The organism is Pseudoxanthomonas sp. 97-1-1 (genome assembly GCF_057773125.1).
In genome coordinates this window covers 667,177-692,617 of sequence record NZ_JBYMTJ010000003.1, presented here as the reverse complement: position 1 = coordinate 692,617, position 25,441 = coordinate 667,177, and the positions used below count along the sequence as shown (strand labels likewise).

Sequence of the window (25,441 nt, the reverse complement as noted above, 5' to 3'; positions counted from 1 at the left end):
CCCTCGTCGTTAGGTCATCCGTGTCGCGATGCTAACAGAGCGCGGCATCCCCGCGCGGAAGCGGAGGACCGACGGTCCCGGCGTGTGCTCAGACCGCCGCGGCGGGCGACGGCGCGGGTTCGAGGCGCTCGATCACGCCCTGCATGGCACTGTCGAAGGCGTCCTCGCTCTGGTGCGTACGCAGGCGGCCCAGGCGCACCATCGCGGCCAGTTCTTCCGGCGAAGCGACGCAGAAGCGTACGCCGCGGCGATTGACGAACAGCAGACGCGAGGAGATCGGGCTGACCCACGACAGCTTGCCCGCCTGCACCTTGTTGTCCTTGTCGATGAAATCGAGCCAGGTGCCGATCGCAAGATTGCGGAAGTGGTCGGCATCGCTGTGGTCGAACTCGAGCGTATCCGCACCGGCGACCAGCTGGATCGGCGTGGCTTCCTCGTCGATGACCGGTTTCGGCAGCACCACCTGCGGCAGTTCCGGCAGCGCTTTTTCCAGGTCCGGCCGCGCGGCGGCCACCGCCTGCAGCGTGTCATGCAGGGCATCCACCGCGCCGCCGGCGGCATCCTGGTTCATGCCGACGCTGGCGAAGACCTTCAGCAGCGCCGGTCGCCACGCCTGCAACCAGGGCTTGCCGACGACATGGCGCTGCGCTTCAGTGAGCTCTTCCAGCACGCCGTCCGCCAGGGTGAGCGACTCGCGCAGGCCGTCGCCGTCCTCGCCTTCGCGCAGTACCGTCATGGTGACGTGGTGCGCCCACGGCTGGCGCAGGAAATCCTCGATGGCCTGCGGCACCCGGCGATCCGCGAGGCGTTCGTCCAGTTCGGCGTTCATGCGCGCACGCGCGGCTTCAAGGCGCTCCTGCCCGCGCTGGATCTCGGCGGCGCGGCGTTCGGCGATCTCGATGCGGCGGCGATGCTGCTCCAGGAACGCACGGAATTCTTCTTCCAGCGTCAGGAAGATCGCGAGGTTCTCGTTGAACTCGGCGACCAGGCGGTCGACCACCTCTTCCACCTTGGTCAGCAAGGTGCGCTCGGCGGCGCTCTCGCCGTTGTTGCCCTCGCAGGCCTCCGCCAGCACGTTGAGCAGGCGGCGCGCCGGGTGCGTCTTCTGCACGAACATGCGCCGGTCCAGCAGCGCGACCTTGACGAACGGCACCACGAGGCGGCCGATCAGTTCGCGCGGACGGCCTTCCAGGTCGCGCTCGTCCAGCATCACGTCGAACAGCATGCCGACCAGGTCGATCGCATCCTCGTCGACGGGCGCCAGGCGCGCGGTGGACGGGTCCACGCCCAGCTGCATGGCGCTGCTGAGTACTTCGTTCTTCAACCGCTGCGCCAGCGATTCCCCGTTGTCGCCGATCGCCGCACGCAGCGTGGCGCTGGGCGTGGCCTGCAACAGGGACAGCACCGACAGCATTTCACGCTGCGAGAGGTCACGCTGGCGCTGGTCGGCCGCGCGCGCTTCCGCCGCATCGCCCGCATCGCGACCACGGCGCGACTCCTGCAACAGGTGGTGCAGGGCTTCAAGCAGGACGCCTTGCGCACCGGGCGCGGCGCCGTAGCCCGGAGGCACGTCGCCGAAGCCGCCCATCATCGGGGCGGCGCGCGTGGCTTCGAGGCCACGGCTCACGCCCGCCATCCGATTGAGGAAACGCGCTGCCCACGCGGGTGCGCCGGGCTCTTCGCCACCGTCAGCCTCGTTTTCCATGTCCGGCGGCGCGCCGGCCTCGGGCTTCGGCGCGCGGCGCGATGGCAGTTCCGGCATCACGCCGACCTGCATGAGGCGCTGGTCCAGCGACGCATAGATGCGCGCGATCGCGGGCACCAGGTCCCGTTCGCACAGCTTGATCACCACCAGCCGGACCTCGGGTGCGAGGTCGCACGCCGAGAACGCCTGGTGGACGGCCACGCCGATGTGCTCGGGGCCGATGGGGTTGAGCTCCACGTCCAGCACGACATCGCCGGCGATCCAGCCCAGGCGGCGGTCCAGCCGGGCGAGGACAGGCTTGCAGTCGCGCTGGATGACGCTGGCCAGGTTGCGCACCGCCAGCCGGGACTCCAGTTCCTGGTCCGTTATCAGGGTCAGTCCGTCTTCCGACCCCTGCGCGAACGCCCGCTCCATGGACAGCGGCTGCCCTTCCTGCAGCGCGCTCCAGGCACGCTGCAGATGGGCGCGGAAGCGCACGATGATGTCTTCGCGGCGGCGGCGCAGTTCGCGCATCGCGTCGAGGAAGGCCATCTGCGAGGGACCGGCCCGCTCGGCGCGGTCGAACAGCGCATCGTCGAAACGACCCAGTGCCACCGCGAAGGCGTCCACCAGCGGCGGAATCGCGGCGTCACGCGCCTGGTCCAGCAGGCGCGTGTCCCGACCGGGCCGATCGGCGATATTGAGGACGTTCGACATGCGCAAGGTTCCCCGCCTTGGCAGGCGAAAGGAGTTCGGGGGATGCGGACCGGGGATCCGCCATGACATCGTAGGAAATCCGGCGGACCGGCAACCGTGATGGCCTCGGCATTTTAGTGCCATGCAACAAGATGTGGCACGGTAAACTTGACGCATGTCGCTTACCGATCCCCTGCACGCCCTCGACGCACGCCGTTCCGTGCCCTCCAAACAACTCGGCGAACCCGGCCCTGACGACGCCACGCTGCTGCGGATGCTCGCTTCCGCTGTCCGCGTACCGGATCACGGCAAGCTGGTGCCGTTCCGCTTCATCCGCGTCCAGGGCGACGCCAGGCATGCACTGGGCGAGTACCTGGCGGCACGCACCTTGCATCTCGATCCCGCTGCGGCGGACGCCGTGATCGCCAAGGACCGTGCGCGCTTCTCGCATGCGCCGGTCATCATCACCGTGGTCGCGCGCCTCACCTCGGGCCACAAGGTGCCGGAACAGGAGCAGCTGCTCACGGCCGGCAGCGTCTGTTTCGCCCTGCTGCAATCCGCGCAGGCACTCGGCTTCGGCGCGCAATGGCTGACCGGCTGGATGGCGTACGACGACGCCGTGGCGGAAACGCTCGGCCTGGCTGCGAACGAGAAGATCGCCGGCTTCATCCACATCGGCACACCGCTGCTGGACGCACCCGAACGCGAACGTCCGGATCCTGCGGCTCTGCTGAGCGACTGGACGCCCCATGCCTGAGCAGGCCGTCATGCGCCCGCTCCATCTGGTAGACGCCAGCCTGTACGTGTTCCGCGCCTGGCACTCGATGCCGGACGAATTCCAGGATGCCGATGGCTGGCCCACCAACGCGGTGCACGGCTTCGCGCGCTTCCTGCTGGAGCTGCTCGAGAAGGAACGCCCCGCGCACATCGCGATCGCCTTCGACGAGGCGCTGGACAGTTGCTTCCGCAATCGCCTTTATCCGGCCTACAAGGCCAATCGCGACCCCGCACCGGAGGAACTCCGGCGCCAGTTCACGCACTGCAAGGCGCTCTGCGCTGCACTCGGCCTGAGCGTGCTCGCGCACGGCGAATACGAGGCGGACGACCTGATCGGCAGCGCATTGCATGCCGCAAGGCCGCAAGGGTTCCGCGGCATCATCGTGTCCGCGGACAAGGATCTGTCGCAACTCCTGCAGGAACACGACGAGCAATGGGATTTCGCCCGCGGCCAGCGCTGGGGCATGCATGGCGTGAAGGCCCGGCACGGCGTGGAAGCGCGGCAGATCGCCGACTACCTCGCGCTGACGGGCGACGCCGTGGACAACATTCCCGGTGTCACCGGGATCGGGGCGAAATCCGCCGCCGTGCTGCTGGCGCACTTCGGCGATCTGGACACCCTGCTCGCGCGCATGGATGAAGTCGCGTTCCTGCGCCTGCGCGGCGCCGCGACGCTCGCCGTGCGCCTGCGCGAACAGCGCGAACATGCCCTGTTGTGGCGCCAGCTCACGACGATCGCCCTGGACGCGCCGCTTGGCGAGGTGGAGTCCGGTCACGCACGAGGCCACGCCGATGGCGACATGCTGGCGGGCCTCTCGGATGCATTGCGCTTCGGCCCGATGACGCGGCGGCGGCTGCGGGTGGCTGCGGGGCTGGAGTGACAGTGACGCAGGGCGCTGCGACAAGCCGTTAGAATGGAGGTACGCACGACGGACCGGTATTCACAGGATGAAGCTGCCCCATTTTCTTTCCAGCTATCTGAAACACAGCAAGGATCTGCTGGACACGCACGATGAATCACTGGCCATGTCGCTGGCTGTCGGTGGCGACTATGAGGCCGTGGGCAAACTTGAGCTTGAACTCCTGAAACATCTCGGCCTGCAACCTCACCACTCCGTGATAGACGTGGGATGCGGTAGCGGTCGCCTCGCCTCTCAGCTCAGCTCTTATCTCACGGGGTCGTACGTCGGCATCGATATTGTCCCCGAGTTGTTCCAGTACGCTCACAGAATGTCCGGCCGCGATGATTGGCGTTTTTATGCAACTGCGGGCACGGCGATTCCCGAACCTGACCATTCCGCGGATTTCATCACTTTCTTCTCCGTTTTCACACACCTTCAGTTCGAAGAATCCTACCGCTATTTACAAGAGGCGAAGAGAGCCCTGAAACCAGGGGGCAAGATTGTCTTCTCCTTTCTGGAGTTCCGAATGCCTTCGCATTGGAACATTTTCGAGGCCTCACTCAGCGACCCGAGGGCCGACAAAGTACTCAATCAATTCATGGATCGTGACGCGATCAATGCTTGGGCAGCCCATATCCCGCTAAGTGTCACCCAGATCCTGGACGGCGACTCCGCCTATATTCCCCTTGCAGAACCCGTCGTCTGGGACGATGGCCGAATAATGGAAAATATGGGTAGCCTCGGTCAGTCCGTATGCTGTATGGAGCACGAAGCGTGATCAGGGAAGTGGAAGTATCGGAAGAGTTGATGGCAAGCCTTCACCAGAACACCATCCTGCTCTCCTACAACAGCCCCGCGCCCGCCAATGGGCGCTACGGATGGCTGCACGCCGGCCAACGCTTGAAACTCAGGCACTCAGTAACCGTTGAGCAGAATTGCGGACTGTACGGTGGAACCTACGCGCCATTCGTTGGCGGCCATCCCTCATGCGGCCTCTGCACAATGGGGGCGTTCAGTTATTCCTACTCCCCCCTTCCGGACGGGCTTACCGTAGGCAGATACTGCTCTATATCCACAGGCCTGAAGTTCATCGACTCTCAGCATCCGATTCAGAGCTTGACGACCTCCGCGCTCCTTTTCCGGCCAGAAAACAATCTGTTCAAAGAGTACGTGACGCCCTCGACCCGCAAATTTGCCTCTGGCTTCTCGACGGCAGGCGAGAAGAAGTATCCCGTGATCGGTCACGATGTCTGGATAGGCGCCAACTGCACTTTGGCACTGGGGATCACGATAGGCTCAGGTGCGATCATCGCCGCCAATAGCACAGTGACTGGCAATGTCCCCCCATATGCGATCGTCGGGGGGAATCCCGCGAAACTAATAAAGTTCCGTTTCGATTTCGAGACGATCGCACAACTCATCGCTTCGCAGTGGTGGACCTATGACCCCAGGGCAATATTTTCAGGCCAAGCTCTTGAGCCGAGCGATCTACTCCCAGCCATCAGAGACACAACCCCGGTGTTCAATCCTTTGACCGTGACCCTGTAAGCGGCGTTCTTGCCATGGATATCAAGGACAGCCCTCCGGACGAGCTTAATTCCGCTTGTACTTCCGGCCTTCTTTTTTCCCATACTTGGTCCAGTGTGCCTTAGCCGTGTTTTCTCCACTGATTCCAATCGTACGCAGCACTGGATTCATGTCTACGTAAATGGCCTGCGCAAAATCCGGCGGCACTGAGTACCGGAGAATGCGTCCCTCGCTGCGACCATAGTGCAGATAGTGCAGAATCGCACCAACCTGATTCGCATGCCCGGCTGCCGCTATGTCGGGATTGAGAAAAAGATACTCCCTCCAAGCAAAGCCCGGCGGGGTATGCTGGAACTGGAACTTGGCGGAGTAACCTTCGGCAAGCAGCCCGAAATTCCCATTGAGAATCTTTCCATACTCCCCAATGGGTGCTCCCTTCACGTAGATACGGCGCCAGAATTGGAAGAGTGCCAGCGAGCGCGGATCTTGGACTGTGGAGACGCCTGTATCCCTACCCATATACGGAATCTTGATTCCCACGACTTCCGATGGCTCGATATCCATCGCCATCCGCAGAAACTCGAATGCCGTATCGCCGAGGGGATCACCCCCGTGATATCGACAGACATCAAGAATTACGCGCATGAATCCGGCACGGAGCGCAGCGTTCAGCTCCTGGACATCCCCGCACTCAATCACCACATGCCGGGTCGCACCAGCTTCTGCCGCCAAGGCATGTAGGACTTCAAGGACAAATGCGTACTCGTCACCCTTGGCAACGATATTGCAGACCACAACTTTATTACGTTTCGCCGCAACCGCGATTGCTTCCGATGCACTGATCGGCGTCAATAAGCCATCAAACTTGCACGACAGGAAATCCTGGGTTGCTACGTCCTTAAGCTGCACATCGAGGTTGTATCTGCTACCAGAACCCTCATGGGCAACGTGCACGCCATTCGAGGCAAGCGAAAAATCCAGCTCCACGAAATCAAGCCCTGCCATCATGCCTTGGAGAGCCTCTCGAGACGACGAGGGCCCATGCGGCCCCATACGACCACCACCACAAGCGATCAATGTGTTTCTGGAAAATAGAAGATTCTCATGCGCCAATGCATAAGTGGCGACCGAATGCTTTCGCGCTGCACGAGTCGTCGCCAGCGCGGTCGCCGTCAATTGGCACGCCCGCGCAATCTCATCAACGATAGCTACCGAGCTATCGTCTACGATCGACGTCCCTCGAAGTATCCGGCCCCTCATTCCAGCGAGCGCTGCCAAGACTTCCACCGAACCAGAAAGCACACGCTCGACAGCCGCTTTCACCCCTTGAGGTCGGCAAGGCAGCCCCCCACAGAACAGCTCGGACGTCCCTGCCGAGTAGGGAAAATCGAACATCGACGCATTGTTGTCCGAGTATTCGGCCAACAGGATCTGGACAACCGGCTTACCTAGCGCTGCAGCCTCAAAAATAGTTGAAGACAGTTCCGAAATCACGCAGTCAGCATGCTTCAAGAGCTCACTCAAGACGCCGTTCTCGTTTGCCGCCAAGTTCAATTTGGAAGTATCGATGTGTGCCGTTTCTGGATGCAGCAGCGCGACATGGTTATCGATCTCCGCGATCTGCTCGATAGCAATTGCGATGTCACGATTGTTGGTTATATACCACGTGGGAACGAACAGTACGATTGGCTTCAGAGGGTCCAGATTGCATCCCGCGCATACTTCCTCGCGCGTTCGCAGCGGAGTTCCTAGCAATTGTTTCGACTTGATGAATCCTGCGGACCGTACTTTCCCCTGACCATCGGGAGCGTCCGGAAAGAACGTCAAGAGAGATCGAGTGTGATCAGGACCCGCAGTGATGATGACGTCGAAGAAATCAAATCGCCGCTGATTTGCCAGAAACCACTTCAGGTTGCTGGCCCCATGATCGATCAGGACCCGAGGCTTGCCGGCGTATTCACCGGTCGGCGCATTGACGGGCAAATTGAAGTACACGATGCAGTCACAGTCTATGCCAGGCGGAAGCGCTTTTCCCTGCGTGAGGACCGGCGCCATGTTCGCGCCGGTCATCTCATTGACAAGGCTGAGTGCACAGTCGTAGTGCTTCTTCAGGTAAGTGTCGCCAAACAGCACCCGGAGGGGCTTGAATCGTTCTCCGATACTGGCCTTTACCTCAGTCGACGACACGCCTTCCGTCCTGGGCAGGTAAACGACCTCGCATGACACCCAATCGAACCTGCCCTGCCAGTCGTCGCCCATGACGAGCATATCCGCGCGATGCTGGCGGATGTACTCGTCCTTCCGCTCCAGCGAATCCTCGAAGAACACCTCATCCACACAGGCGAGGGCCGCGACACATTCCTTGCGATGCTCTTGGTCGAAGAACGATCGCTTGCCCTTTTCCGCATTCAGGCGATCCGTCGACACGCCGACAATCAAGTACTCGCCCTGCGCCTTGGCTCGCTCAAGGATCCTCAGATGACCTTCGTGCAGAAGATCGAAGGTGCCGAAGGTGATTACTCTTTTCATCGATAACCAGATTGGTGGATCAGTACACTGGCGCAGCCATTACGTACGGCAACGCGTCAGTTCCAGAAGCGTGAAGGCGCGAATCGCTCGTGGGAGAAGTTGGTGATGCGGCGAGCCGCATCCATCGAGATGACCCCTTGGGGAGCCGCAAAGCCATCTATCTCAGCAGGCGTGAAGTAGGTGCTCAGCGCGTTCCTGACCTTTGCTGCCTGCTGCGCATCACCCCACTTCCTCGCAAGGTAGTACGCCCCCGTCAGCATGGCCTTGGCGCGCGCGATCTCGACGTCCTGCGTCTCGACGGCACTGAACCTGGGCGTGACATCGTGGACGAAACGTGCGGAGGGACACACCTTCAGCAGACCTCCAAGCAACCTGACGCGCCAAGAAAGGTCGACGTCTTCACTGTACATATGGATGGCGGGATCGAAACCGCGCGTCTCCGCCCACAGCGCCTTCGGCAGCGCAAAGCAGGCTCCCGAAACCCAATTAGTATCCAACGTTACCGGGTCATGCCACTTCGGATGATCGACCGGCGCCGCCACCGCCTCTATGAGCGCCTGGCCCTTAAAATAGTCGGACATGTCGATCAGCGCCTTGATCGATCCGGGCGTGAAGTAGCCATCCGGATTGGCGCCGACATAGAGCGAGTCTTCATGGAACGCTCGCTGCATCAGTTCATTGTGCGCGCGCCCGAAACCAAGATTGTGCCCGCCCTCTGCCACGAGGATTCGCCTATCGACGATCCGCTCGTACCTCTCGACGTTGGCGGGATCGTTGGAGAAGTACTGCCAGCGAATGCGGTAACCTTTGTGCTCGGCAGCCTCACGCTTCAGCGAAGCTTCCAGCTTGCGGAGCTCCTGGTCGCTGTTGTTGTAGAGCACGATCCCGACAAAGCAGTTCCGGCCGCCCTTAACCGCCTCGTGAATCAGCGCGGGAAGCCGCTTTTTCGTGAACGGGGTCGGCCACTGCGGACCCGCGAGCTGGCCCGTAGCCCCATTGGCAGCGATGAATCCGGGCAACGTCTTCATGCTGTCGTCGCCGAACAACGAAGCGGCATTTCCAAGGAAGCTTTCGCTCACGCATTTGGCGGGCGAAAAGCGCCGGCCCTCGGCGAGACCGAACTGCAGCAAGTGCATAAGCGGGACAACGCCCGCCTGCTCTAGATCGCGGTTGTTTGCCATGTAGTACTTGAAGGACGCGATCGAGGAGCATTCGAGATAGCTCCCCCCGTTTCGTCCGCGCCTTGCGATGTAGTGCTCGAGCGGAATGTCGACAGCGCCGATGGGAATAGCGTGATGCTGGCTTCGATAGACTTTGTTGTTGAAGAATATGTTCGGATCAGCACCCGTCTCCAGCAAGGCTTGCCGGAGACCGGGGTAGCGCTCCAGCGATTTTCGCCTGTCGGCCAGGGTTATTGGACGCCCCACGTCACCGATCAGCTGGTTGGTTACGTGCATCATGTCGACCAAGGGCGATGGCGACCTTGCGTCCTTGAAACCCTTCTGCACATAGTGCAAGAGCGGATTGATGCCGGCATCCTTGATCTCGGGAACCTGACCGAGGTAGTAGCGCCCATCGAACAACGGCGAAGTCGCCGCCGCCCAGTAGCTGGGATTCTCCAGATACAGCAGTTCGATGGGTACGCCGGCTGCGTCCGCATCCATTCCCATAGCGGCTGCGAGGTACATCCTGTCCACCAGCCCAGACGCGCGAAGCAGGTTAACGTCGTTCATTCGTTCGTTGATCATCGCTCTACTTCCTTTCAGAGGTCGGACGCAAACAGCTTGACTTCGTAAGTGCTGCGAAGACTGTTCAGCAGATCGCGATTCGACTTCCAGACCTCCTGCTTGATCTTGTCTTCAGGCGTGTCGACGCCTTTTGGCGTCGTATTGCTGTCGTCACTTCGTTGGATGTACGCGCCAATGCACACCTTCAGCTGACTGAAGTCGCAAGGATTGGGGCCTGCCACACGCAGCAGGAAGTCGTAATCCTCGACACGGTTCAATTCGCTCCTGAACTGGAGCTCGTGAGCCGAGACCTTGCTGCAGTCCACCATATAGGAGTGGAGCGGCGCGAAATTCTCGTGCACGAGGTCCAGCTTGTTCTTCCCCTTGAAAGGCTTGCTCATGTCATAGATGAAGTCATAATCCTGCAAGCCAACCGCATGGGCCATTTCCATGCCGGCGAATGCGACTGCCGCCGCCGTGTTCGACAGCGCCGCAGTGAGCGTCTTGTACGCGTGGGTATAGAGCAGATCATCGTAGTCGAGGAAGGCAAGGTAGCGATTGCCACGTCGCTTGTGCTCCTCGATGCCAAGATTGATCAGATCCGACCTGATGTCACGGCGCGACTGGTCGGCATGATTTAGGACAACCGGCCGCGGCATCCACTCGAAGAACCATTGCCTACCCACGCACTCTCTGACCCGCGCGAGATCGTCGCCATTGAATCCCTGGGTGACGACGATCGTTTGCACAAGAACGTCCGTCTGCGAATGAAGACTTTGGATCGCACGCTCCAACCTGGCCAAGCCGGCTGGATCGTGGAATCTGACGACGGTGCTGACGACTTCATTCATAGTGATCTAGTTTCCACATCATTAATTGAGCAACGGGGCGCTGACCGCGGCGCCGTGTGCAGATCGCAGCTGCCTCAGTCCGTCTCGACGACGCTCGCGCGGACCAGAGGCAAGGGAGGGCTGAGTCGCGAAGTATTCTTGCCGACGCTGACCCGCAAGTGCTCGACGAGGTGCGCGACATCGGTCGCTTCCAGCAAGGGCAGCGACACGCGAAAGCCGTACTTTCCGGACGTCTTCCCGAGGTAAGAGCTCACGTCGTCGCGCTGGATGCGTTCGAAGGTCTCTATCAGGTGCTTCTCGCCGGAGAATTCCAGGCACACCACGGCAGGCTCCTTTCCGCGCTCGTCCATCGCCCAGCCCGAGACCTCGAGTGCCCCACCGGCGGCCCGGATGCGCTCGACCACACCTGTCGTGCTTCCGAACAGGATGGGATCGTCGCCGGCCGCCGCATCCCGAACATCGGCGGACGCGAGCGAGATCATTTCGCGATACACATCCAGGCCTTCGGTGATTTCACCGAAAAACCTCATCTTCCCCTTGTCCAGTACCATTGCCTTGTTGCAGGTGTTCCTCAGGAGCCCGGTACTGTGGCTCGCGATCACGACGATCCGGCTTCCTTCGAAACGGTCCGTCATGCGCTTTCTGGCTCGCTGGACAAATGAAGCATCACCGGTCGACAGCCACTCGTCCATCAGCAGGATATCGGGTTGCACCGCGGTCGAGATGGAGAATCCCAACCGCATCCTCTGGCCGCTGGACAACGAGTACAACGGATACTCAGCGCGATCTGTAAGACCCGCAAATTCCAGGATCTCCGGAGCTGCGATCTTCAGTTGGCGGTAGCGCAGGCCCATGGCCGTTCCGCGCAGGAAGATGTTTTCAGCGACCGACGCGAACTCGGAGAAACCAAGCAGAGGACTTAGCAGGGACTGCCGGGTGCCCTCGGCGCGCACGACCCCGGCGGTGGGAGGATAAGCTCCATTGAGGACGCGCAGGAGCGTGGTCTTTCCCGCGCCATTGAGCCCCATGACGCCAATACGGTCGCCGTCGGCCGCCGCGAAATTGATGCCGGAAAGGATAGTGGACTGGTAGCGGACGGCACCCGAGATCGTAGCCAGCAGGTCGCTATAGCCTTTGCGACCCGTCTTGTGGACTTCCGTCGGCAGCTCGAGGGAGACGTTGTATGCGCGCAGGGAAACTGTCACGTCGGCCTCCTCAGAGCCAGATCGGAACGCGACGTGCGAACCGCGAATAGGAGAACGCCGATATCAGCACTCCGGCCACCGTCATCGCACCGATGTAGATGTAGGTCGACATCTCGATCGCCTCATCGAGGATCGGGCCTCGAACCACGGCGAGCATGTGATGGAAAGGATTGGCGCGCATCAGCGTGCCGTGCATCGTGTCCGCAGGCGCCGCTTCGGCGAGCCAGACGATGGGCGTTATCAGGAACACCGCGAGCATCACGCTACCGAAAAAAACGTTGACGTCGGGATAGCGCGCGCCGACGAGCGCCACCAGCACCCCCAAGAAGAAGAGATTCAACAACACGACCAACAGGCCCGCGAACGAAAAGAGCAACCCTAGCGGCGAAACGGACGCCTCCCCTACCAGCACCAGTGCCAACAGAGGAATGGCGAACAGGAAATGGATAAGCGCCTTGGACAAAGTCCGCAGCACGTAGTCGGTGAGCCTCAAGTTGCCGTCATGGATATACGGAAGATGTGCCGCGAACGTCGCTCCGGCTTCGATGAACATCGTCGACATCAGCCGGAAGAGCATGAATCCGAATCCTATGTGAGCCAGGAACGAACCCATCTGCTTGCCCTGGATCGCGCCCATGAACGCGCCCAGCCCCCAGATGTAGACGGTAGGCGGAAAGAAGATCCAGAACAGTCCCAGCGCGTTCTTGCGGTACTTGGTGATGACATCCAGCCAGCTGGCGTAGAGCCAATGGTCGGGTTTACGGAGGCTTTCAGCGAGATGCCGGAAAAGAAGACTCATTGTTCGATTGCCTGGGACTTCAGTGTTGGGTGGGTGCGCCGGCGATGCGCAATTTCGGCGAGCGCGGCGGGAAGGCCAGGCCGTAATCGCCCTGGTCCAACGTGAGGTTGGGGTTGTAGGCCGCGTCGTCGTGCAGCAGATCACCCCAGCGCCATTTCATGGCATGCACTTCCGCAGCGAAGCGCGCCTGCTTCTCGGGCGAGTCCTCGCTGCCGCGACTCGCGGATTCGTGGTGGTAGAGCTCGGCATACGGTGTCCAGACATTGCGGTAGCCGGCCCGCAGCAGGCGCAGGCAGAAATCGATGTCGTTGAAAGCAACGGGCAGCACTTCGTCGAAGCCACCCACTTCCTCGAAGACTGCTTTCCTCACCGCCATGCAGGCTGCGGTTACGGCACTCATGTTCTGGGCGACCCATGCCCGCGCCATGTAACCCGGCGCACCGCGATCCATGCGGGTATAGACATGGCCTGCCACGCCACCCAACCCCAGCACCACACCCGCATGCTGGATGGTGTCGTCGGGGTAGTAGAGCATCGCGCCGACCGCGCCCGCGTCACGCTGGATCGCACGACCCACCAGTTCATGGAGCCAAGACGGATTGATGACCTCGGTGTCGTTGTTCAGCAAGCAAAGGACGTCTCCCGTCGCATGCCGGACACCATGGTTGATGATCGCCGAGAAGTTGAACGGGATGGGATAATCCAGCACGCGGACCTGAGGCGTCTGCCGCAGCTCCTTCAACAAGGCGCGCGCATCGGGATCTAGGCTGCCGTTGTCCACCACCAGGACTTCGATGTCCGGATACTCCGTCTTCTTCAGCACGCTCCCCACGCACAGCGAGAGCAGGTCGGCGCGATCCTTGGTAGGAATGATGACGCTGACCTTGGGGGCGGAAGCGGGCAGCACCAGCAGGGTGCGGTAGCACCCTGCAGATACGATCTCCACTGCGCCGTCCCGCCGTATACGCTGCAGGTGATCGCTTACCGCACGGCGCCCGGCCTCCGATGCATAACTCTTCTGGTCACCCCCGAGCGCAGTCGAACCTTCTATAGCGCGCCAGTGATGCAGCACTTTGGGGATATGGCAGATCTGCTCGGGAAGCAGCACCTCGGTGCACCTGAGCACGAGGTCATGATCCTGCGAACCCTCGAAGCCCGTGCGCAACAGGCCGACCTGCGCCAACAAACTGGTCTCGACCACCATCAGGTGGCAGATGTAGTTTTGGGAACGGAGCAGTTCCGGATTCCACCCCGGCTTGAAGTGCGGGTCGAAGCGACGACCTGACGCATCGATCTTGTCCTCGTCGCTGTATACCAGTCGCGCCCGGGGGTGTTCCGCGAGAGCCAGCGCTACCTGACGCAGCGCATCAGCACTCAGTTCGTCGTCATGGTCGAGGAAGGCGACATGAGTACCGGAAGCCATCGCCAGTGCACTGTTGGTGGCTTCGCTGATGTGTCCATTCTGCGTGCGCATGACGACCTTGATCCGCGCATCGTCCCTGGCATAGGCGTTGAGACACTCCGCAACACGGGGGTCGGGCGAGGCATCGTCTGCAATACAGAGCTCCCAGTTCCGATATGTCTGACCTCGCACGCTGTCGATGCATCGCCTGAGGAATGTCAGTGGGGTGTTGTAGACAGGCAGCACCACTGAGATCAGCGGGCCATTCGTGAACTGGTCGGCATTGATGCGTGCCTGCTCAAGTCCACGCCCCTTGAGAGGGTCGAAATGATCCAGCCATTGAACATAACCGCCGGCGGCATGGCGCGATGCGCCATAGTGACAATGCACCAGGGCATCGACCGCAGGACTGAGTCCCTGCCGGCCAGCGTCTTTGACAAAGCGGATCAACCGCGCAAGCAAGGGCGCGATTTGCACCTCGCTGGATTTGTCGGCGCCCCGCAGCAGCATCCACAAGGCGCGTGGACGTGTAATCCGGCTGAACTTCAGGACACCAATCCGGAATCGCGCGGGCCGGATGGTCGGATCGAAGCGCATGGCACGCAGTGTCCGGCTGATCAGGACCAACGCTCTTATTCGCCCCAAGGCATCCGGTTGGGGGAGCGGGATGCGCGTCGCCTCGCTGCAGCCGCCGCCGTAATCGGGATACAGGCAGGGGCGCTGGATAGCTCCTTCTGTGGCTTGAAGAACAACCTCCATCACATACCAACCCGGCACCAGCGCATGGATGCCAAGATCGGGATCAACGCGGAATTGCGGGTCGTCCCCTTCGGCCACGTACTCGGCCGCTCCGGATGACACCCCGTGAGTCACCAGTTGCAGAAGCGGGATCAGACGCACACTCAGAGGTGCCATCCAGGAGGGTCGCCAAGAGCGCAAGGACATGATTCGATTGGGCTTTCCTTCAATGGCGCCCGATACTCCTGAAGTACGGGGTCACGGCCCCCCGTTATTGACGTGCAACAATGTTTTCTCATCATTCGTCATGCGACTGAAATGAAGGACACTCCAATGGCGCATGTTGATCTCACATTTGCATTCCCGTGGACCAGGACGGACTTCGCCTCATGAGCGACACCCACCAACAACCCGCCCACATCGTGTGGCAAGGCAAGTACCAGCGGATGATGGTGCGCGGCACGTGGGAATACGTGGAACGCGCGCATGCCGGTGGGCTGGCGGCCATCATCATCGCGGTGACGCCGGACGACGACGTGCTGTTCGTGGAGCAGTTCCGCGTGCCGTTGCAGGCACGGACCATCGAGATGCCCGCGGGCCTGGTCGGCGACATCCATGCCGGCGAGTCGATCGAGGTATCCGCCATCCGTGAACTGGAGGAGGAAACCGGCTGGACGGCGCAGCAGGCCGAGGTCCTGATGATCGGCCCGACATCCTCCGGCAGCAGCAGCGAGAAGATCGCCTTCGTCCGGGCGACCGGGCTGCGCAGGATCGGCGAAGGCGGCGGTGATGGTGACGAGGACATCACCGTGCACGCCGTCCCGCGCACGCGCGCCGCTGCGTGGCTGGTGCAGAAGATGCGGGAGGGGTACGAACTGGATGCCAAGCTCTGGGCGGGACTTTGGATGATCGACCACACCCTGGACGGCACGCCGCGCGGCTGACGCGCCTCAGTCGGCCTTGACCGCGTAGCCCGCCAGGCGCCAGACGCCTTCGTCCTCGCGCCGCAGCGTCACCGTTTCGCGATGCGGCGCGCCGGTTTCGCCGAACATCACCGAAAACTCCAGCACGGCATACGTGCCCGGCTGCCATCGCGGCCGCTGACTCGGCTGGTCGACGCGCACGGCCGCCCAGCGACGGCTTCGCCCCCGACCCAGCGCACCGTGCCGCTGCGCCATCAGCGCGACGAACGCCTCACGTCCCATCGCACGACGGATCGATGCGGAGGCAGCATCCCACAAGACGTCGTGCTGGCCCTGTTCGATCGCCTTGATGAACCGCATGGCCGCCATCCCGAGCCGCGGGATGTCGACATCCTCCAGCCCGATCCTCGCGTCGCCCGCCTGCATTGCCGCGTGTGCCGTCATTGCTCGATCCGCTCCAGATCACGTGGCCTACGCCGTCACGCCTCAAGGAAGGAGCGGCACCCACACGACTGGATCGCACCGCTGTGCGTGCACCGGACACGCCCGGCACCTCACGGGTGGCGCAGGGAGCCGTACGTCGATCAGGCGAGCTGCAGGCGGAAGAACGCGAGCGTGCGTTGCCAGGAGAGGTCAGCGGCCGCCGGGTCGTAACGGGGCGTGGTGTCGTTGTGGAATCCGTGGTTGACGCCCGGGTAGACATGCGCCTCATAGGACACACCGGCTGCCTTGAGCGCCTGTTCGTAGGCGGGCCACCCCGCGTTGACACGCGTGTCCAGCTCGGCGAACTGCAGCAGCAGGGGCGCCTTGATGCGCGCCGCCTCTTCCGCTGTGGGCTGGCCTCCGTAGTACGGCACGCCCGCGTCAACCAGCTCGGGCAGCCGCGCCGCCAACAGGTTGGTGACCAGGCCACCGAAGCAGAACCCGACCACGCCCAGTCTGCCGTTGGTGCGCGGGAGCCCATGCGCGAAGTGCGCTGCGGCTTCCATATCCGCCATTACCCTGGCGCGGTCCAGCGTGGCCTGCATCTCGCGTCCGGTGTCGTCATTGCCGGGATAACCGCCAAGCGGATACAGCGCGTCGGGGGCGAAGGCGATGAAGCCGGCCACCGCCAGGCGGCGTGCGACGTCTTCGATGTAGGGATTCAAGCCGCGGTTCTCGTGCACCACCAACACCACCGGGTGGCGACCCGCAGTCCGTGGCATGGCCAGCAAGCCACGCCCCTCACCGTGACCCGCGGGCGCAGGGAACGTGCGATAGACCGTGGTGATGCGTGGGTCATCCGTTGCCACCTGCGCCGCCAACGCGTACTGCGGCATCAACGCCGCGAGCAGTCCCGCAGCGGTGGTGCCGGCCACGGCGAACTGCGCGGCACCGGAGAGGAAACCGCGCCGGTCTATGCGGCCGTGCGCGTAGTCGTCGTAGAGATCCAGCACGCGCTGGTCGAACCCGGAAGCCTGCTTGCGCTGATCGTCCATTTCCTTCCCCTCAAGCTGCGGCAACGAGGTCGACGTGCCGACCTCAGGCGAACTCGTCCGTTGCGCGCACCAGCGCGTCGACGTTTTCCGCCTCGAATGCCGAATGACCGGATGCCGGTGTGATCTCGAGCTTCGCTTTCGGCCAGGCCTTGTGCAGTTCCCAGGCGTTGGCGACCGGACAGACCACGTCGTAGCGGCCGTGCACGATCACGCCGGGGATGTCGGCGATGCGCGACGCATCACGCAGCAACTGGTCTTCGACCTCGAAGAAACCACCGTTGACGAAGTAGTGGTTTTCGATGCGCGCGAACGCCAGCGCGAATTCGGCGTCTTCGTGCCCGCTGACGAAATCCTCGTCCACGTGCAGGAAGCTGGTGGCGCCTTCCCACACGCTCCACGCACGCGCCGCCGCCAATCGGATATCCACGTTGTCCGAGGTCAGGCGACGGTGGAAAGCGGAGATCAGGTCATGCCGTTCGACAAGCGGGATGGCGGCGAGGTAGTGCTCCCACGCATCCGGGAACAGGCGGCTGGCGCCCTCCTGGTAGAACCATTCCAGTTCCCAGCGGCGCAGCATGAAGATGCCGCGCAGCACCAGTGCGGTGACGCGCTGCGGGTGCGTCTCCGCATAGGCCAGCGCCAGCGTGGAGCCCCAGCTGCCGCCGAACACCTGCCAGCGGTCGATACCCAGTGTCTCGCGCAGCTTTTCGATGTCGGCCACCAGGTCCCAGGTGGTGTTGTCCACCAGGTCCGCATGCGGCGTGGAACGGCCGGAGCCACGCTGGTCGAACAGCACGATGCGGTACTTGGCCGGATCGTGGAAGCGGCGCATCTTCGGGCTGCAGCCTGCGCCCGGCCCGCCATGCAGCAGGACGACCGGTTTGCCGTCCGGGTTGCCGCACTGTTCGTAGTACAGCGTGTGGCGGTCGTCGACCTTCAGCGTGCCGGTGTCGAAGGGCTCGATCTCGGGGTACAGCGTGCGCATGGGCGGCGTTTCCTGGGCGAAAGCCGATAGTCTAGCGGCTCGCGTCCTGCGCTTCCGTTACGCGTCCGAGCGTGACCCGGTCGCGGTGCTCCAGGTCGGTTTCGGTTGCCACGTCGATGAATCCGCGCGCCATCAGCAGCGCGCGTACCGGCGCACCCTGATCCCAGCCGTGCTCGAGCAACAACCATCCGCCCGGCACCAGATGATCCGGCGCCGCCAGGACGATCGCGCGTACCGCATCCAGTCCGTCCCTGCCGGACGACAGTGCCGACGGCGGCTCGAAGCGCAGATCGCCCTGCGCGAGGTGGGGATCGTCTTCGGCGATGTAAGGCGGATTGCTGGCGATCAGATCGAATCGCTCGCCGGCCAGCGGCGCCAGCCAGCTGCCGTGGCGGAAGGCGACGTTGGCGATGCCGTTGGCCTGCGCGTTCGCTCCCGCGACATCAAGCGCCTCCGCGCTGATGTCCGTCGCCACCACCTGCGCGAGCGGCCGCTCGCTGGCGATCGCAAGCGCAATGGCCCCGCTGCCGGTGCCGAGGTCCGCGACGCGCAGCGCGTGATCGGGGGGCAGGCGCGCCAGCGCCAGTTCGACCAGCCGCTCGGTTTCCGGTCGCGGAATCAGCGTCGCTGGCGACACCTGCAGATCCAGCGTCCAGAAACCACGCTGGCCAAGGAGATAGGCAAGCGGCTCGCCGACCATGCGACGCGCCAGCAAGTCTTCGAAGGCCGTTGCCGACTCGGCGGGCAACGCGTCGTCGCCATGCGAGAACAGCCAGGCGCGGTCGCGGCCGAGCACGTGCAGCAGCAGGTGCTCGGCCTCGTGGCGCGCATCCGGGCCGGGCAGGCGTCCCGCAGCGACGCGCAGGGCCTGGTCGAGTCGTGAAAGGGACGGTTCGGCGGGCATGGCTGCGCATGGTACCGGGGCGGCACGGGCCTGACGCAGCCCCGTCACCGCGGCGCACCATCATGGTGCTCAATGGCGTATGGACGTCAGTCCCCCGCGTTCGAGTGTTTCACCCAAGGCCGAAGGCGCCACGGCCCGCGTCCGGCGACGCGGGACAGGGGGCCACGTCGTTGCCGCCAGCCAACCGCCTTTCCTGCAAGCCCTTGAAAAACATGATGTTGAAAGCCATTTCGGATACAGAGGCCTGTGCAAACGCGGGTCTCGCGCCGTGCAATTTTGCTCTTTGATAGGAAGAAACTATCTATTCAATCTTATTAATCGATTTGAGGAATCAATAGTCTCTACCTACCATGGCGCCATCGCTTCACCACACCCACTCCACTCACGAGGATCTCCGATGTCCCTGATCAACACCCCGGTCCAGCCGTTCAAGACCACCGCGTTCCACAACGGCGAGTTCGTCGAAGTCACCGACGGCACCCTGAAGGGCAAGTGGTCGGTCCTGATCTTCATGCCGGCCGCCTTCACCTTCAATTGCCCGACCGAAGTGGAAGACGCCGCGACCCATTACGCCGAGTTCCAGAAGGCCGGCGCCGAGGTCTACATCGTCACCACCGACACGCACTTCTCGCACAAGGTGTGGCACGAAACCTCCCCGGCGGTGGGCAAGGCCCAGTTCCCGCTGGTCGGCGACCCGACCCACCAGCTGACCCGCGCCTTCGGCGTGCACATCGAAGAAGAAGGCCTGGCCCTGCGCGGCACCTTCGTCATCAACCCGGAAGGCGTCATCAAGACCGCCGAGATCCACAGCAACGAGATCGCCCGCGACGTGTCGGAAACCCTGCGCAAGCTGAAGGCCGCGCAGTTCACCGCCGCCAACCCCGGCCAGGTCTGCCCGGCCAAGTGGAAGGAAGGCGCGCAGACGATTGCCCCGTCGCTGGACCTGGTCGGCAAGATCTGAGGCTTCAAGCACGCGTCATCGGCGCATCCGCCACGCGGCTGCGCCTGTTCCACCGCATCACACCACCTCCGGGCCGCGCGCCCGGAGGTCGGCCTCTTCGGACGTTTGCAGCAGCGGCATGTGCCGCTCCCGGTTCCCTCCCTGCCGGACTCTCTCCCGGCGCATGCCGCTCCTGCAAACGCCTGACCTCCCCGCTTCCCAAATTCCTCCACGGAGACGTTCGCCATGCTGGACGCCAATCTGAAGACGCAGCTCAAGGCCTACATGGACAAGGCCGTACGCCCGATCCACATCACCGCCCACCTGGACGACAGCGCCGGTTCGGCCGAACTGCAGGCGCTGCTGAAGGACCTGCAAGAGGTATCGGACAAGATCCGCGTCGACGAGCAGCGCGGCGGCGAACGCACGCCATCGTTCTCGCTGACCTCGCCGGGCCATGACATCCACCTGAGCTTCGCCGGCCTGCCGATGGGCCACGAGTTCACCTCGCTGGTGCTGGCACTGCTGCAGGTCGGTGGTCATCCGTCGAAGCTGGCGCAGGACGTGGTCGAACAGATCCGCACGCTGGACGGTGAATACCGCTTCGAAACCTACTTCTCGCTGTCGTGCCAGAACTGCCCGGATGTCGTGCAGGCGCTGAACCTGATGGCGGTGCTGAACCCGAAGATCCAGCACGTCGCCATCGACGGTGCACTGTTCCAGCAGGAAGTCGAAGAGCGCCAGGTGATGTCGGTACCGACCATCTTCCTCAACGGCGAAGTCTTCGGCGCCGGGCGCATGGGCGTGGAAGAGATCGTCGCCAAGCTCGATACCAACGCCGGCAAGCGCGAGGCCGAGAAGATCAAGGCCAAGGCGCCGTACGACGTGCTGGTGGTCGGCGGCGGTCCCGCCGGCGCCGCCGCGGCCATCTACGCCGCACGCAAGGGCATCCGCACCGGCGTGGCGGCCGAACGCTTCGGTGGCCAGGTGCTGGACACCATGGCCATCGAGAACTTCATCTCAGTGCCGTACACCGAAGGCCCCAAGCTCGCCGCGGCGCTGGAACAGCATGTGCGCGATTACCAGGTGGACGTGATGAACCTGCAGCGCGCGGAGAAACTGGTCCCCGCGGGCGCGGATGGTCTGGTCGAAGTACGACTGGCCAACGGAGCGGCACTGAAGTCGAAGACCGTGATCCTTTCCACGGGTGCACGCTGGCGGCAGATGAACGTGCCGGGCGAGAACGAGTACCGCAACAAGGGCGTCGCCTACTGCCCGCACTGCGACGGCCCGCTGTTCAAGGGCAAGCGGGTGGCGGTGATCGGCGGCGGCAACTCGGGTGTCGAGGCCGCGATCGACCTGGCCGGCATCGTGGCGCATGTCACCCTGATCGAGTTCGACGGCAAGCTGCGCGCGGACGACGTGCTGCAGCGCAAGCTGCACAGCCTGCCCAACGTGCGCGTGGTGACCAGCGCGCAGACCACCGAGGTACTGGGCGACGGCAGCAAGGTCACCGGGTTGGTCTACAAGGACCGTACCGGCGGCGACACGCACCGTGTCGAACTGGAGGGCATCTTCGTGCAGATCGGCCTGCTGCCGAACACGGAATGGCTGAAGGGCGCGGTGGACCTGAGTCCGCGTGGCGAAATCATCGTCGACGACCGCGGCCAGACCAGCCTGCCGGGCGTGTTCGCCGCAGGCGACGCGACCACCGTGCCGTACAAGCAGATCGTCATCGCCATGGGCGAAGGATCCAAGGCCGCCCTGAGCGCGTTCGATCACCTGATCCGCTCGTCGGCGCCGGTCGAACCCGTCGACGCCGTCGCGGCGTAAGCCACCTGCGTCGGGCGCCGTTTTCCCGATAGAGTGGCACCCACCGGCTCGGAGGGAGCCCATGAACCTGCGCGATCTGAAGTACCTGGTGTCGCTGGCCGACCACAAGCATTTCGGTCGCGCGGCTGCGGCCTGCTACGTCAGCCAGCCCACGCTCTCCACGCAGATCAAGAAGCTGGAAGACGAGCTGGGCGTGCCGCTGGTGGAGCGCGCGCCCCGCAAGGTGATGCTGACGCCCGCCGGTCGCGATGCCGCCGATCGCGCACGCCGCATCGTCGCCGAAGTCGAGCAGATGAAGGAAGCCGCGCGCCGCAGCCAGGATCCCGAAGCCGGCACCGTGCGGCTGGGGTTGTTCCCCACCCTGGGGCCCTACCTGCTGCCGCACGTGGTGCCGCGGCTGCGTGCGCGGTTTCCGCATCTGGAACTGCTGCTGGTCGAGGAAAAAAGCGACGTGCTGCTGTCGCGCCTGCGCGAAGGCAAGCTCGATGCCGGTCTGCTGGCGTTGCCGGTGGCGGACGACCAGTTGCACACCGAGTTCCTGTTCGAAGAACCCTTCCTGCTCGCGGTGCCGGAATCGCACCCGCTGGCGAAACGCGAGTCCTTGACGCTGGCCGAACTCTCGCAGCATCAGCTGTTGCTGCTTGAGGACGGACACTGCCTGCGCGAGCAGGCGCTGGACGTATGCCGCCTCTCGGGCGCCAACGAGAAGTCGGAGTTCCGCGCCACCAGCCTGGAGACGCTGCGGCAGATGGTCGCCGCCGACGTCGGCATCACCCTGCTGCCGACCCTGGCGGTGAAGCCGCCGGTAGCGCGTTACGAAAACATCCATCTGCTGGGCTTCAGCGATTCGCATCCCAGCCGTCAGATCGCCATGGTGTGGCGCAGGAGCTCGGCCATGAACGATTTCCTGATGGAACTGGCCGGTGTGTTCCGCGACCTGCCGCCCGGTCTTTTCGAACTGGACGCGTCCTTCGTCAGCCCGCAGGCCGCGAGCGGCCGCAACACACCATCCCGCTCGCCGTAGTTGGCTTGAACCCTCGTCGCTTCCGGGCTACGGTAGGCGCGCAAAACAGGACTCCGATGGGCGGCGCGGCAACGCGTCGCCCGTTTCCTTTTGCGCGACCCCAAAATCCAGAGAGAACCGTGATGAACAACACCCACACCAGCGGCCTGCCGCCTTCGCTGCCCCCGCTCGTCGTCTCCAGCCGCGACATGTCCCGCCTGGAGGCCCTGCTGGACACCCCCGTGCTGCGGCGGCACCCGGCCGCGCTCGCCCTCATGGACGAACTGAACCGCGCCGACGTGCGCGCACCGGACCGGATGCCGGACAACGTGGTGACGATGCACTCGCGCGTGGAGTGCGAAGACGAACTCACCGGCGAGCACCACCGCCTGACGCTGGTGTACCCGCACGAAGCAAACGTCGAGACCGGACGGGTTTCCGTGCTTGCCCCCGTAGGCAGCGCCCTGCTGGGAATGTCGATCGGGCAGACCATCGACTGGCATGCGCCGGGCAACCGGCCGCTCAGGTTGCGCGTAACCGCGATCAGCTACCAACCCGAAGCCAACGGCGACCACCATCGCTGAGCCTGCAACGCCGGCTATCGCATCAATCCACGAAAAGTACGCTCCCGCAGCCGGCCCGTCCCTGCGGGACAAGGCATACTTGTGGCCCGATTTCCCCCACTCCATCGACGCCCATGACCGACACCGCCCCCTCCAAGCTGCAGCAACTGCGCGACCTCTCCGTGGTCGTCGCGGATACCGGTGACTACGACGCCATCAAGCGCCTCAAGCCCGTGGACTGCACGACCAACCCGACCCTGGTGAAGAAGGCGCTGGACCTGCCGGTGTACGCCGACCTGATCGAAGAGCAGCTCGCCTGGGCGCGCACGCAGGGCGGCGGGGAGGCACTGGTGGATGAGGTCGTGGATCGCCTGACCGTCGGCGTCGGCGCGAAGCTGGCCGGCCTGATCCCCGGCCGCGTTTCCACCGAGGTGGATGCCGACCAGGCCTACGACACTGCGGCTACCGTGGCCAAGGCCCGCAAGTTCGTGCAGATGTACGCCGACCAGGGCATCGGCCGCGACCGCATCCTGATCAAGGTCGCCTCCACCTGGGAAGGCGTGGAAGCTGCACGCGTGCTGCAGGCCGAAGGCATCGACTGCAACCTCACCCTGATCTTCAATCCGACCCAGGCCATCGCATGTGCCGAGGCCGGCGCCTTCCTGATCTCGCCCTTCGTGGGCCGCATCCTGGACTGGTACGTGGCCAACGGACAGGCACCGGCGAACATCGACGAGGACCCGGGCGTGGTGTTCGTGCGCGGGGTGTATGCCGAGTTCAAGCGGCGGGGATCGGCGACGGTGGTGATGGGCGCTTCGTTCCGCTCGACCGCGCAGATCGAAGCGCTGGCCGGTTGCGACCGGCTGACCATTTCGCCGGACCTGCTGGAGAAGCTGGACCAGGACCACGACCCACTGCCGCGCAAGCTGTCGCCGGTCCAGGTCGAACCGGTCATCGCAACGCCGGTGACGGCGGAGAGTTTTGCCGCGGCCATCGCGGCCGATCCGATGGCGAAGGAAAAGCTGGCCACCGGCGTCGAGATCTTCGCCAAGGACCTCGAAGCACTGCGCGCGACGATCCGCGAGAAGCTCACCGCCTGAGACGGATCACCGCGCGTGCCTGCGCACGCTGGCGGGCGATCGGAACCCGGGTTTGCCTGGCCTGCGCGCGGGTCCCCACCGCAGGCAAGGCAACGGGCGGGAGCGACGCAAGTCGCGATTGCAGGCCCTTGGCGTAGCGGGAGCCGCGTCGCACCTGACGCCGCTCCCACAGGGACAGACCTTCAACCTGCAGCATCGCGCAGTTGCAGGCGTCAGGTTTCCAGCCCGATCGGGCAACTCACGCCCGTGCCACCCAGGCCGCAATAGCCGTTCGGATTCTTCGCCAGGTACTGCTGGTGGTAGTCCTCGGCGTAGTAGAACGGCGGTGCCGGATGCACGATCTCGGTGGTGATGTCGCCGTAGCCTGACGCGTGCAGCTGTCGCTGATAGGCCTGCAGACTGGCTTCGGCGGCCGCCTGCTGCTCCGGCGTGTGGCAATGGATGCCCGACCGGTACTGGGTGCCCACATCATTGCCCTGGCGCATGCCCTGGGTGGGGTCATGACTCTCCCAGAACACCTGCAACAGCTGTTCGAACGACACCTGTGCGGGGTCGTAGACCACGCGCACGACTTCGTTATGGCCGGTCTGGCCGGAACAGACTTCCTCGTAGGTCGCGTTCCGCGTGCCGCCGCCGGCATAGCCCGCCGACGTGCTGTACACGCCCGGCAGGTTCCAGAACTTGCGCTCGGCACCCCAGAAGCAGCCCAGGCCGAACTCCACCTGCTGCAATCCCTCGAATGCGTCGCGCAGCGGATGGCCGTTGACGAAATGCACGTTATGCAACGGCAGTGGCGTCTCGCGTCCCGGCAGCATGTCTTCCGTGCGCGGCATGCGCTGTTTGTAGGCTCCGATACCCAGCATGGCGAACCTCTT

Annotated in this window: 22 protein-coding genes; 10 read left to right on the top strand and 12 right to left on the bottom strand. The window is 63.5% G+C overall.

Features of this window, described 5'->3' with window-relative positions; genetic code table 11:
• Window positions 1-88: 88 nt before the first annotated feature.
• A complete protein-coding gene (locus AC3DET_RS15015; RefSeq protein WP_337731339.1) occupies window positions 89-2,401 on the bottom strand; it encodes a DUF1631 domain-containing protein in 2,313 nt (770 codons plus the stop codon).
• A gap of 154 nt (window positions 2,402-2,555) precedes the next feature.
• Here AC3DET_RS15015 and AC3DET_RS15010 point away from each other — a divergent pair, with 154 nt between their 5' ends.
• The 4 genes from AC3DET_RS15010 to AC3DET_RS14995 all read left to right on the top strand — a co-directional run bounded on the left by AC3DET_RS15010 (window position 2,556) and on the right by AC3DET_RS14995 (window position 5,607).
• Window positions 2,556-3,137 carry a nitroreductase family protein gene (locus AC3DET_RS15010; RefSeq protein WP_488392125.1) on the top strand — a complete coding sequence of 194 codons (582 nt, stop codon included), beginning with the start codon at window positions 2,556-2,558 and terminating at the stop codon, window positions 3,135-3,137.
• A 10-nt stretch (window positions 3,138-3,147) separates the two neighbouring features.
• Window positions 3,148-4,038 carry a 5'-3' exonuclease gene (locus AC3DET_RS15005; RefSeq protein WP_488392124.1) on the top strand — a complete coding sequence of 297 codons (891 nt, stop codon included), beginning with the start codon at window positions 3,148-3,150 and terminating at the stop codon, window positions 4,036-4,038.
• Between the two features lie 67 nt (window positions 4,039-4,105).
• A complete protein-coding gene (locus AC3DET_RS15000) occupies window positions 4,106-4,837 on the top strand; it encodes a class I SAM-dependent methyltransferase (RefSeq protein WP_488392123.1) in 732 nt (243 codons plus the stop codon).
• Window positions 4,834-5,607, top strand: a complete 774-nt coding sequence (locus tag AC3DET_RS14995; RefSeq protein WP_488392122.1) for a CatB-related O-acetyltransferase — start codon at window positions 4,834-4,836, stop codon at window positions 5,605-5,607. Before AC3DET_RS15000 ends, AC3DET_RS14995 begins: the two co-directional genes overlap by 4 nt.
• Window positions 5,608-5,652: 45 nt before the next feature.
• Here AC3DET_RS14995 and AC3DET_RS14990 read toward each other — a convergent pair whose 3' ends face one another.
• The 6 genes from AC3DET_RS14990 to AC3DET_RS14965 form a co-directional block, all read right to left on the bottom strand.
• The gene (locus AC3DET_RS14990; protein WP_488392121.1) at window positions 5,653-8,115 is read right to left on the bottom strand and encodes an adenylyltransferase/cytidyltransferase family protein; all 2,463 of its coding nucleotides are present in this window, start codon (window positions 8,113-8,115) and stop codon (window positions 5,653-5,655) included.
• 56 nt (window positions 8,116-8,171) lie between these two features.
• Complete coding sequence (locus AC3DET_RS14985; protein WP_488392120.1) at window positions 8,172-9,863, bottom strand: glycosyltransferase family protein; 1,692 nt, start codon at window positions 9,861-9,863, stop codon at window positions 8,172-8,174.
• Window positions 9,864-9,877: 14 nt separating this feature from the next.
• Window positions 9,878-10,693, bottom strand: coding sequence for a glycosyltransferase family A protein (locus AC3DET_RS14980; protein ID WP_488392119.1), 816 nt, complete (start codon window positions 10,691-10,693; stop codon window positions 9,878-9,880).
• Between the two features lie 74 nt (window positions 10,694-10,767).
• Window positions 10,768-11,898, bottom strand: coding sequence for an ABC transporter ATP-binding protein (locus AC3DET_RS14975; protein WP_488392118.1), 1,131 nt, complete (start codon window positions 11,896-11,898; stop codon window positions 10,768-10,770).
• 10 nt (window positions 11,899-11,908) lie between these two features.
• Window positions 11,909-12,697: an ABC transporter permease gene (locus tag AC3DET_RS14970; RefSeq protein WP_488392117.1), complete on the bottom strand. Its 789-nt coding sequence runs from the start codon at window positions 12,695-12,697 to the stop codon at window positions 11,909-11,911.
• Between the two features lie 19 nt (window positions 12,698-12,716).
• Window positions 12,717-14,999, bottom strand: coding sequence for a glycosyltransferase family 2 protein (locus tag AC3DET_RS14965; RefSeq protein WP_488392116.1), 2,283 nt, complete (start codon window positions 14,997-14,999; stop codon window positions 12,717-12,719).
• A 227-nt stretch (window positions 15,000-15,226) separates the two neighbouring features.
• Between AC3DET_RS14965 and AC3DET_RS14960 the strand changes: the two genes are divergently transcribed.
• Window positions 15,227-15,781: an NUDIX hydrolase gene (locus AC3DET_RS14960; protein ID WP_488392115.1), complete on the top strand. Its 555-nt coding sequence runs from the start codon at window positions 15,227-15,229 to the stop codon at window positions 15,779-15,781.
• 6 nt (window positions 15,782-15,787) lie between these two features.
• Here the strand turns inward: AC3DET_RS14960 and AC3DET_RS14955 are convergent, their stop codons facing one another.
• From AC3DET_RS14955 to prmC, 4 genes are all read right to left on the bottom strand, one after another.
• Window positions 15,788-16,204, bottom strand: a complete 417-nt coding sequence (locus AC3DET_RS14955) for a DUF4019 domain-containing protein (protein WP_488392114.1) — start codon at window positions 16,202-16,204, stop codon at window positions 15,788-15,790.
• Window positions 16,205-16,344: 140 nt separating this feature from the next.
• Window positions 16,345-17,238 carry a dienelactone hydrolase family protein gene (locus AC3DET_RS14950; protein ID WP_337731344.1) on the bottom strand — a complete coding sequence of 298 codons (894 nt, stop codon included), beginning with the start codon at window positions 17,236-17,238 and terminating at the stop codon, window positions 16,345-16,347.
• Between the two features lie 43 nt (window positions 17,239-17,281).
• Window positions 17,282-18,223 carry a prolyl aminopeptidase gene (gene pip, locus AC3DET_RS14945; protein ID WP_337731345.1) on the bottom strand — a complete coding sequence of 314 codons (942 nt, stop codon included), beginning with the start codon at window positions 18,221-18,223 and terminating at the stop codon, window positions 17,282-17,284.
• Window positions 18,224-18,254: 31 nt separating this feature from the next.
• On the bottom strand, window positions 18,255-19,127 hold the full coding sequence (gene prmC / locus AC3DET_RS14940; protein WP_488392113.1) for a peptide chain release factor N(5)-glutamine methyltransferase: 873 nt from the start codon (window positions 19,125-19,127) through the stop codon (window positions 18,255-18,257).
• Between the two features lie 397 nt (window positions 19,128-19,524).
• Between prmC and ahpC the strand changes: the two genes are divergently transcribed.
• The 5 genes from ahpC (at window position 19,525) to AC3DET_RS14915 (ending at window position 24,566) form a co-directional block, all read left to right on the top strand.
• Window positions 19,525-20,088, top strand: a complete 564-nt coding sequence (gene ahpC, locus AC3DET_RS14935; RefSeq protein ID WP_446538055.1) for an alkyl hydroperoxide reductase subunit C — start codon at window positions 19,525-19,527, stop codon at window positions 20,086-20,088.
• A gap of 225 nt (window positions 20,089-20,313) precedes the next feature.
• The gene (gene ahpF, locus AC3DET_RS14930; protein WP_488392112.1) at window positions 20,314-21,900 is read left to right on the top strand and encodes an alkyl hydroperoxide reductase subunit F; all 1,587 of its coding nucleotides are present in this window, start codon (window positions 20,314-20,316) and stop codon (window positions 21,898-21,900) included.
• A 61-nt stretch (window positions 21,901-21,961) separates the two neighbouring features.
• Window positions 21,962-22,924 (top strand): DNA-binding transcriptional regulator OxyR, encoded by a 963-nt coding sequence (gene oxyR / locus AC3DET_RS14925; RefSeq protein ID WP_337731349.1) that lies wholly within the window; start codon window positions 21,962-21,964, stop codon window positions 22,922-22,924.
• Window positions 22,925-23,046: 122 nt separating this feature from the next.
• The gene (rnk, locus tag AC3DET_RS14920; RefSeq protein ID WP_488392111.1) at window positions 23,047-23,487 is read left to right on the top strand and encodes a nucleoside diphosphate kinase regulator; all 441 of its coding nucleotides are present in this window, start codon (window positions 23,047-23,049) and stop codon (window positions 23,485-23,487) included.
• A 113-nt stretch (window positions 23,488-23,600) separates the two neighbouring features.
• Window positions 23,601-24,566, top strand: coding sequence for a transaldolase (locus tag AC3DET_RS14915; RefSeq protein ID WP_488392110.1), 966 nt, complete (start codon window positions 23,601-23,603; stop codon window positions 24,564-24,566).
• A 212-nt stretch (window positions 24,567-24,778) separates the two neighbouring features.
• On the opposite strand, the gene msrA is transcribed toward AC3DET_RS14915, so the two are convergent.
• Window positions 24,779-25,429, bottom strand: coding sequence for a peptide-methionine (S)-S-oxide reductase MsrA (gene msrA / locus AC3DET_RS14910; RefSeq protein WP_488392109.1), 651 nt, complete (start codon window positions 25,427-25,429; stop codon window positions 24,779-24,781).
• Between the last annotated feature and the right edge of the window lie 12 nt (window positions 25,430-25,441).

Coding starts and splice junctions, on each gene's coding strand:
- AC3DET_RS14970 (WP_488392117.1), bottom strand. CDS start 12,697: ATGAGTCTTCTTTTCCGGCATCTCGCTGAAAGCCTCCGTAAACCCGAC.
- oxyR (WP_337731349.1), top strand. CDS start 21,962: ATGAACCTGCGCGATCTGAAGTACCTGGTGTCGCTGGCCGACCACAAG.
- AC3DET_RS14990 (WP_488392121.1), bottom strand. CDS start 8,115: ATGAAAAGAGTAATCACCTTCGGCACCTTCGATCTTCTGCACGAAGGT.
- AC3DET_RS15005 (WP_488392124.1), top strand. CDS start 3,148: ATGCGCCCGCTCCATCTGGTAGACGCCAGCCTGTACGTGTTCCGCGCC.
- pip (WP_337731345.1), bottom strand. CDS start 18,223: ATGCGCACGCTGTACCCCGAGATCGAGCCCTTCGACACCGGCACGCTG.
- AC3DET_RS15010 (WP_488392125.1), top strand. CDS start 2,556: ATGTCGCTTACCGATCCCCTGCACGCCCTCGACGCACGCCGTTCCGTG.
- rnk (WP_488392111.1), top strand. CDS start 23,047: ATGAACAACACCCACACCAGCGGCCTGCCGCCTTCGCTGCCCCCGCTC.
- prmC (WP_488392113.1), bottom strand. CDS start 19,127: ATGCCCGCCGAACCGTCCCTTTCACGACTCGACCAGGCCCTGCGCGTC.
- AC3DET_RS15000 (WP_488392123.1), top strand. CDS start 4,106: ATGAAGCTGCCCCATTTTCTTTCCAGCTATCTGAAACACAGCAAGGAT.
- AC3DET_RS14950 (WP_337731344.1), bottom strand. CDS start 17,238: ATGGACGATCAGCGCAAGCAGGCTTCCGGGTTCGACCAGCGCGTGCTG.
- AC3DET_RS14985 (WP_488392120.1), bottom strand. CDS start 9,863: ATGATCAACGAACGAATGAACGACGTTAACCTGCTTCGCGCGTCTGGG.
- AC3DET_RS14980 (WP_488392119.1), bottom strand. CDS start 10,693: ATGAATGAAGTCGTCAGCACCGTCGTCAGATTCCACGATCCAGCCGGC.
- ahpF (WP_488392112.1), top strand. CDS start 20,314: ATGCTGGACGCCAATCTGAAGACGCAGCTCAAGGCCTACATGGACAAG.
- AC3DET_RS14915 (WP_488392110.1), top strand. CDS start 23,601: ATGACCGACACCGCCCCCTCCAAGCTGCAGCAACTGCGCGACCTCTCC.
- msrA (WP_488392109.1), bottom strand. CDS start 25,429: ATGCTGGGTATCGGAGCCTACAAACAGCGCATGCCGCGCACGGAAGAC.
- AC3DET_RS14960 (WP_488392115.1), top strand. CDS start 15,227: ATGAGCGACACCCACCAACAACCCGCCCACATCGTGTGGCAAGGCAAG.
- ahpC (WP_446538055.1), top strand. CDS start 19,525: ATGTCCCTGATCAACACCCCGGTCCAGCCGTTCAAGACCACCGCGTTC.
- AC3DET_RS14955 (WP_488392114.1), bottom strand. CDS start 16,204: ATGACGGCACACGCGGCAATGCAGGCGGGCGACGCGAGGATCGGGCTG.
- AC3DET_RS15015 (WP_337731339.1), bottom strand. CDS start 2,401: ATGTCGAACGTCCTCAATATCGCCGATCGGCCCGGTCGGGACACGCGC.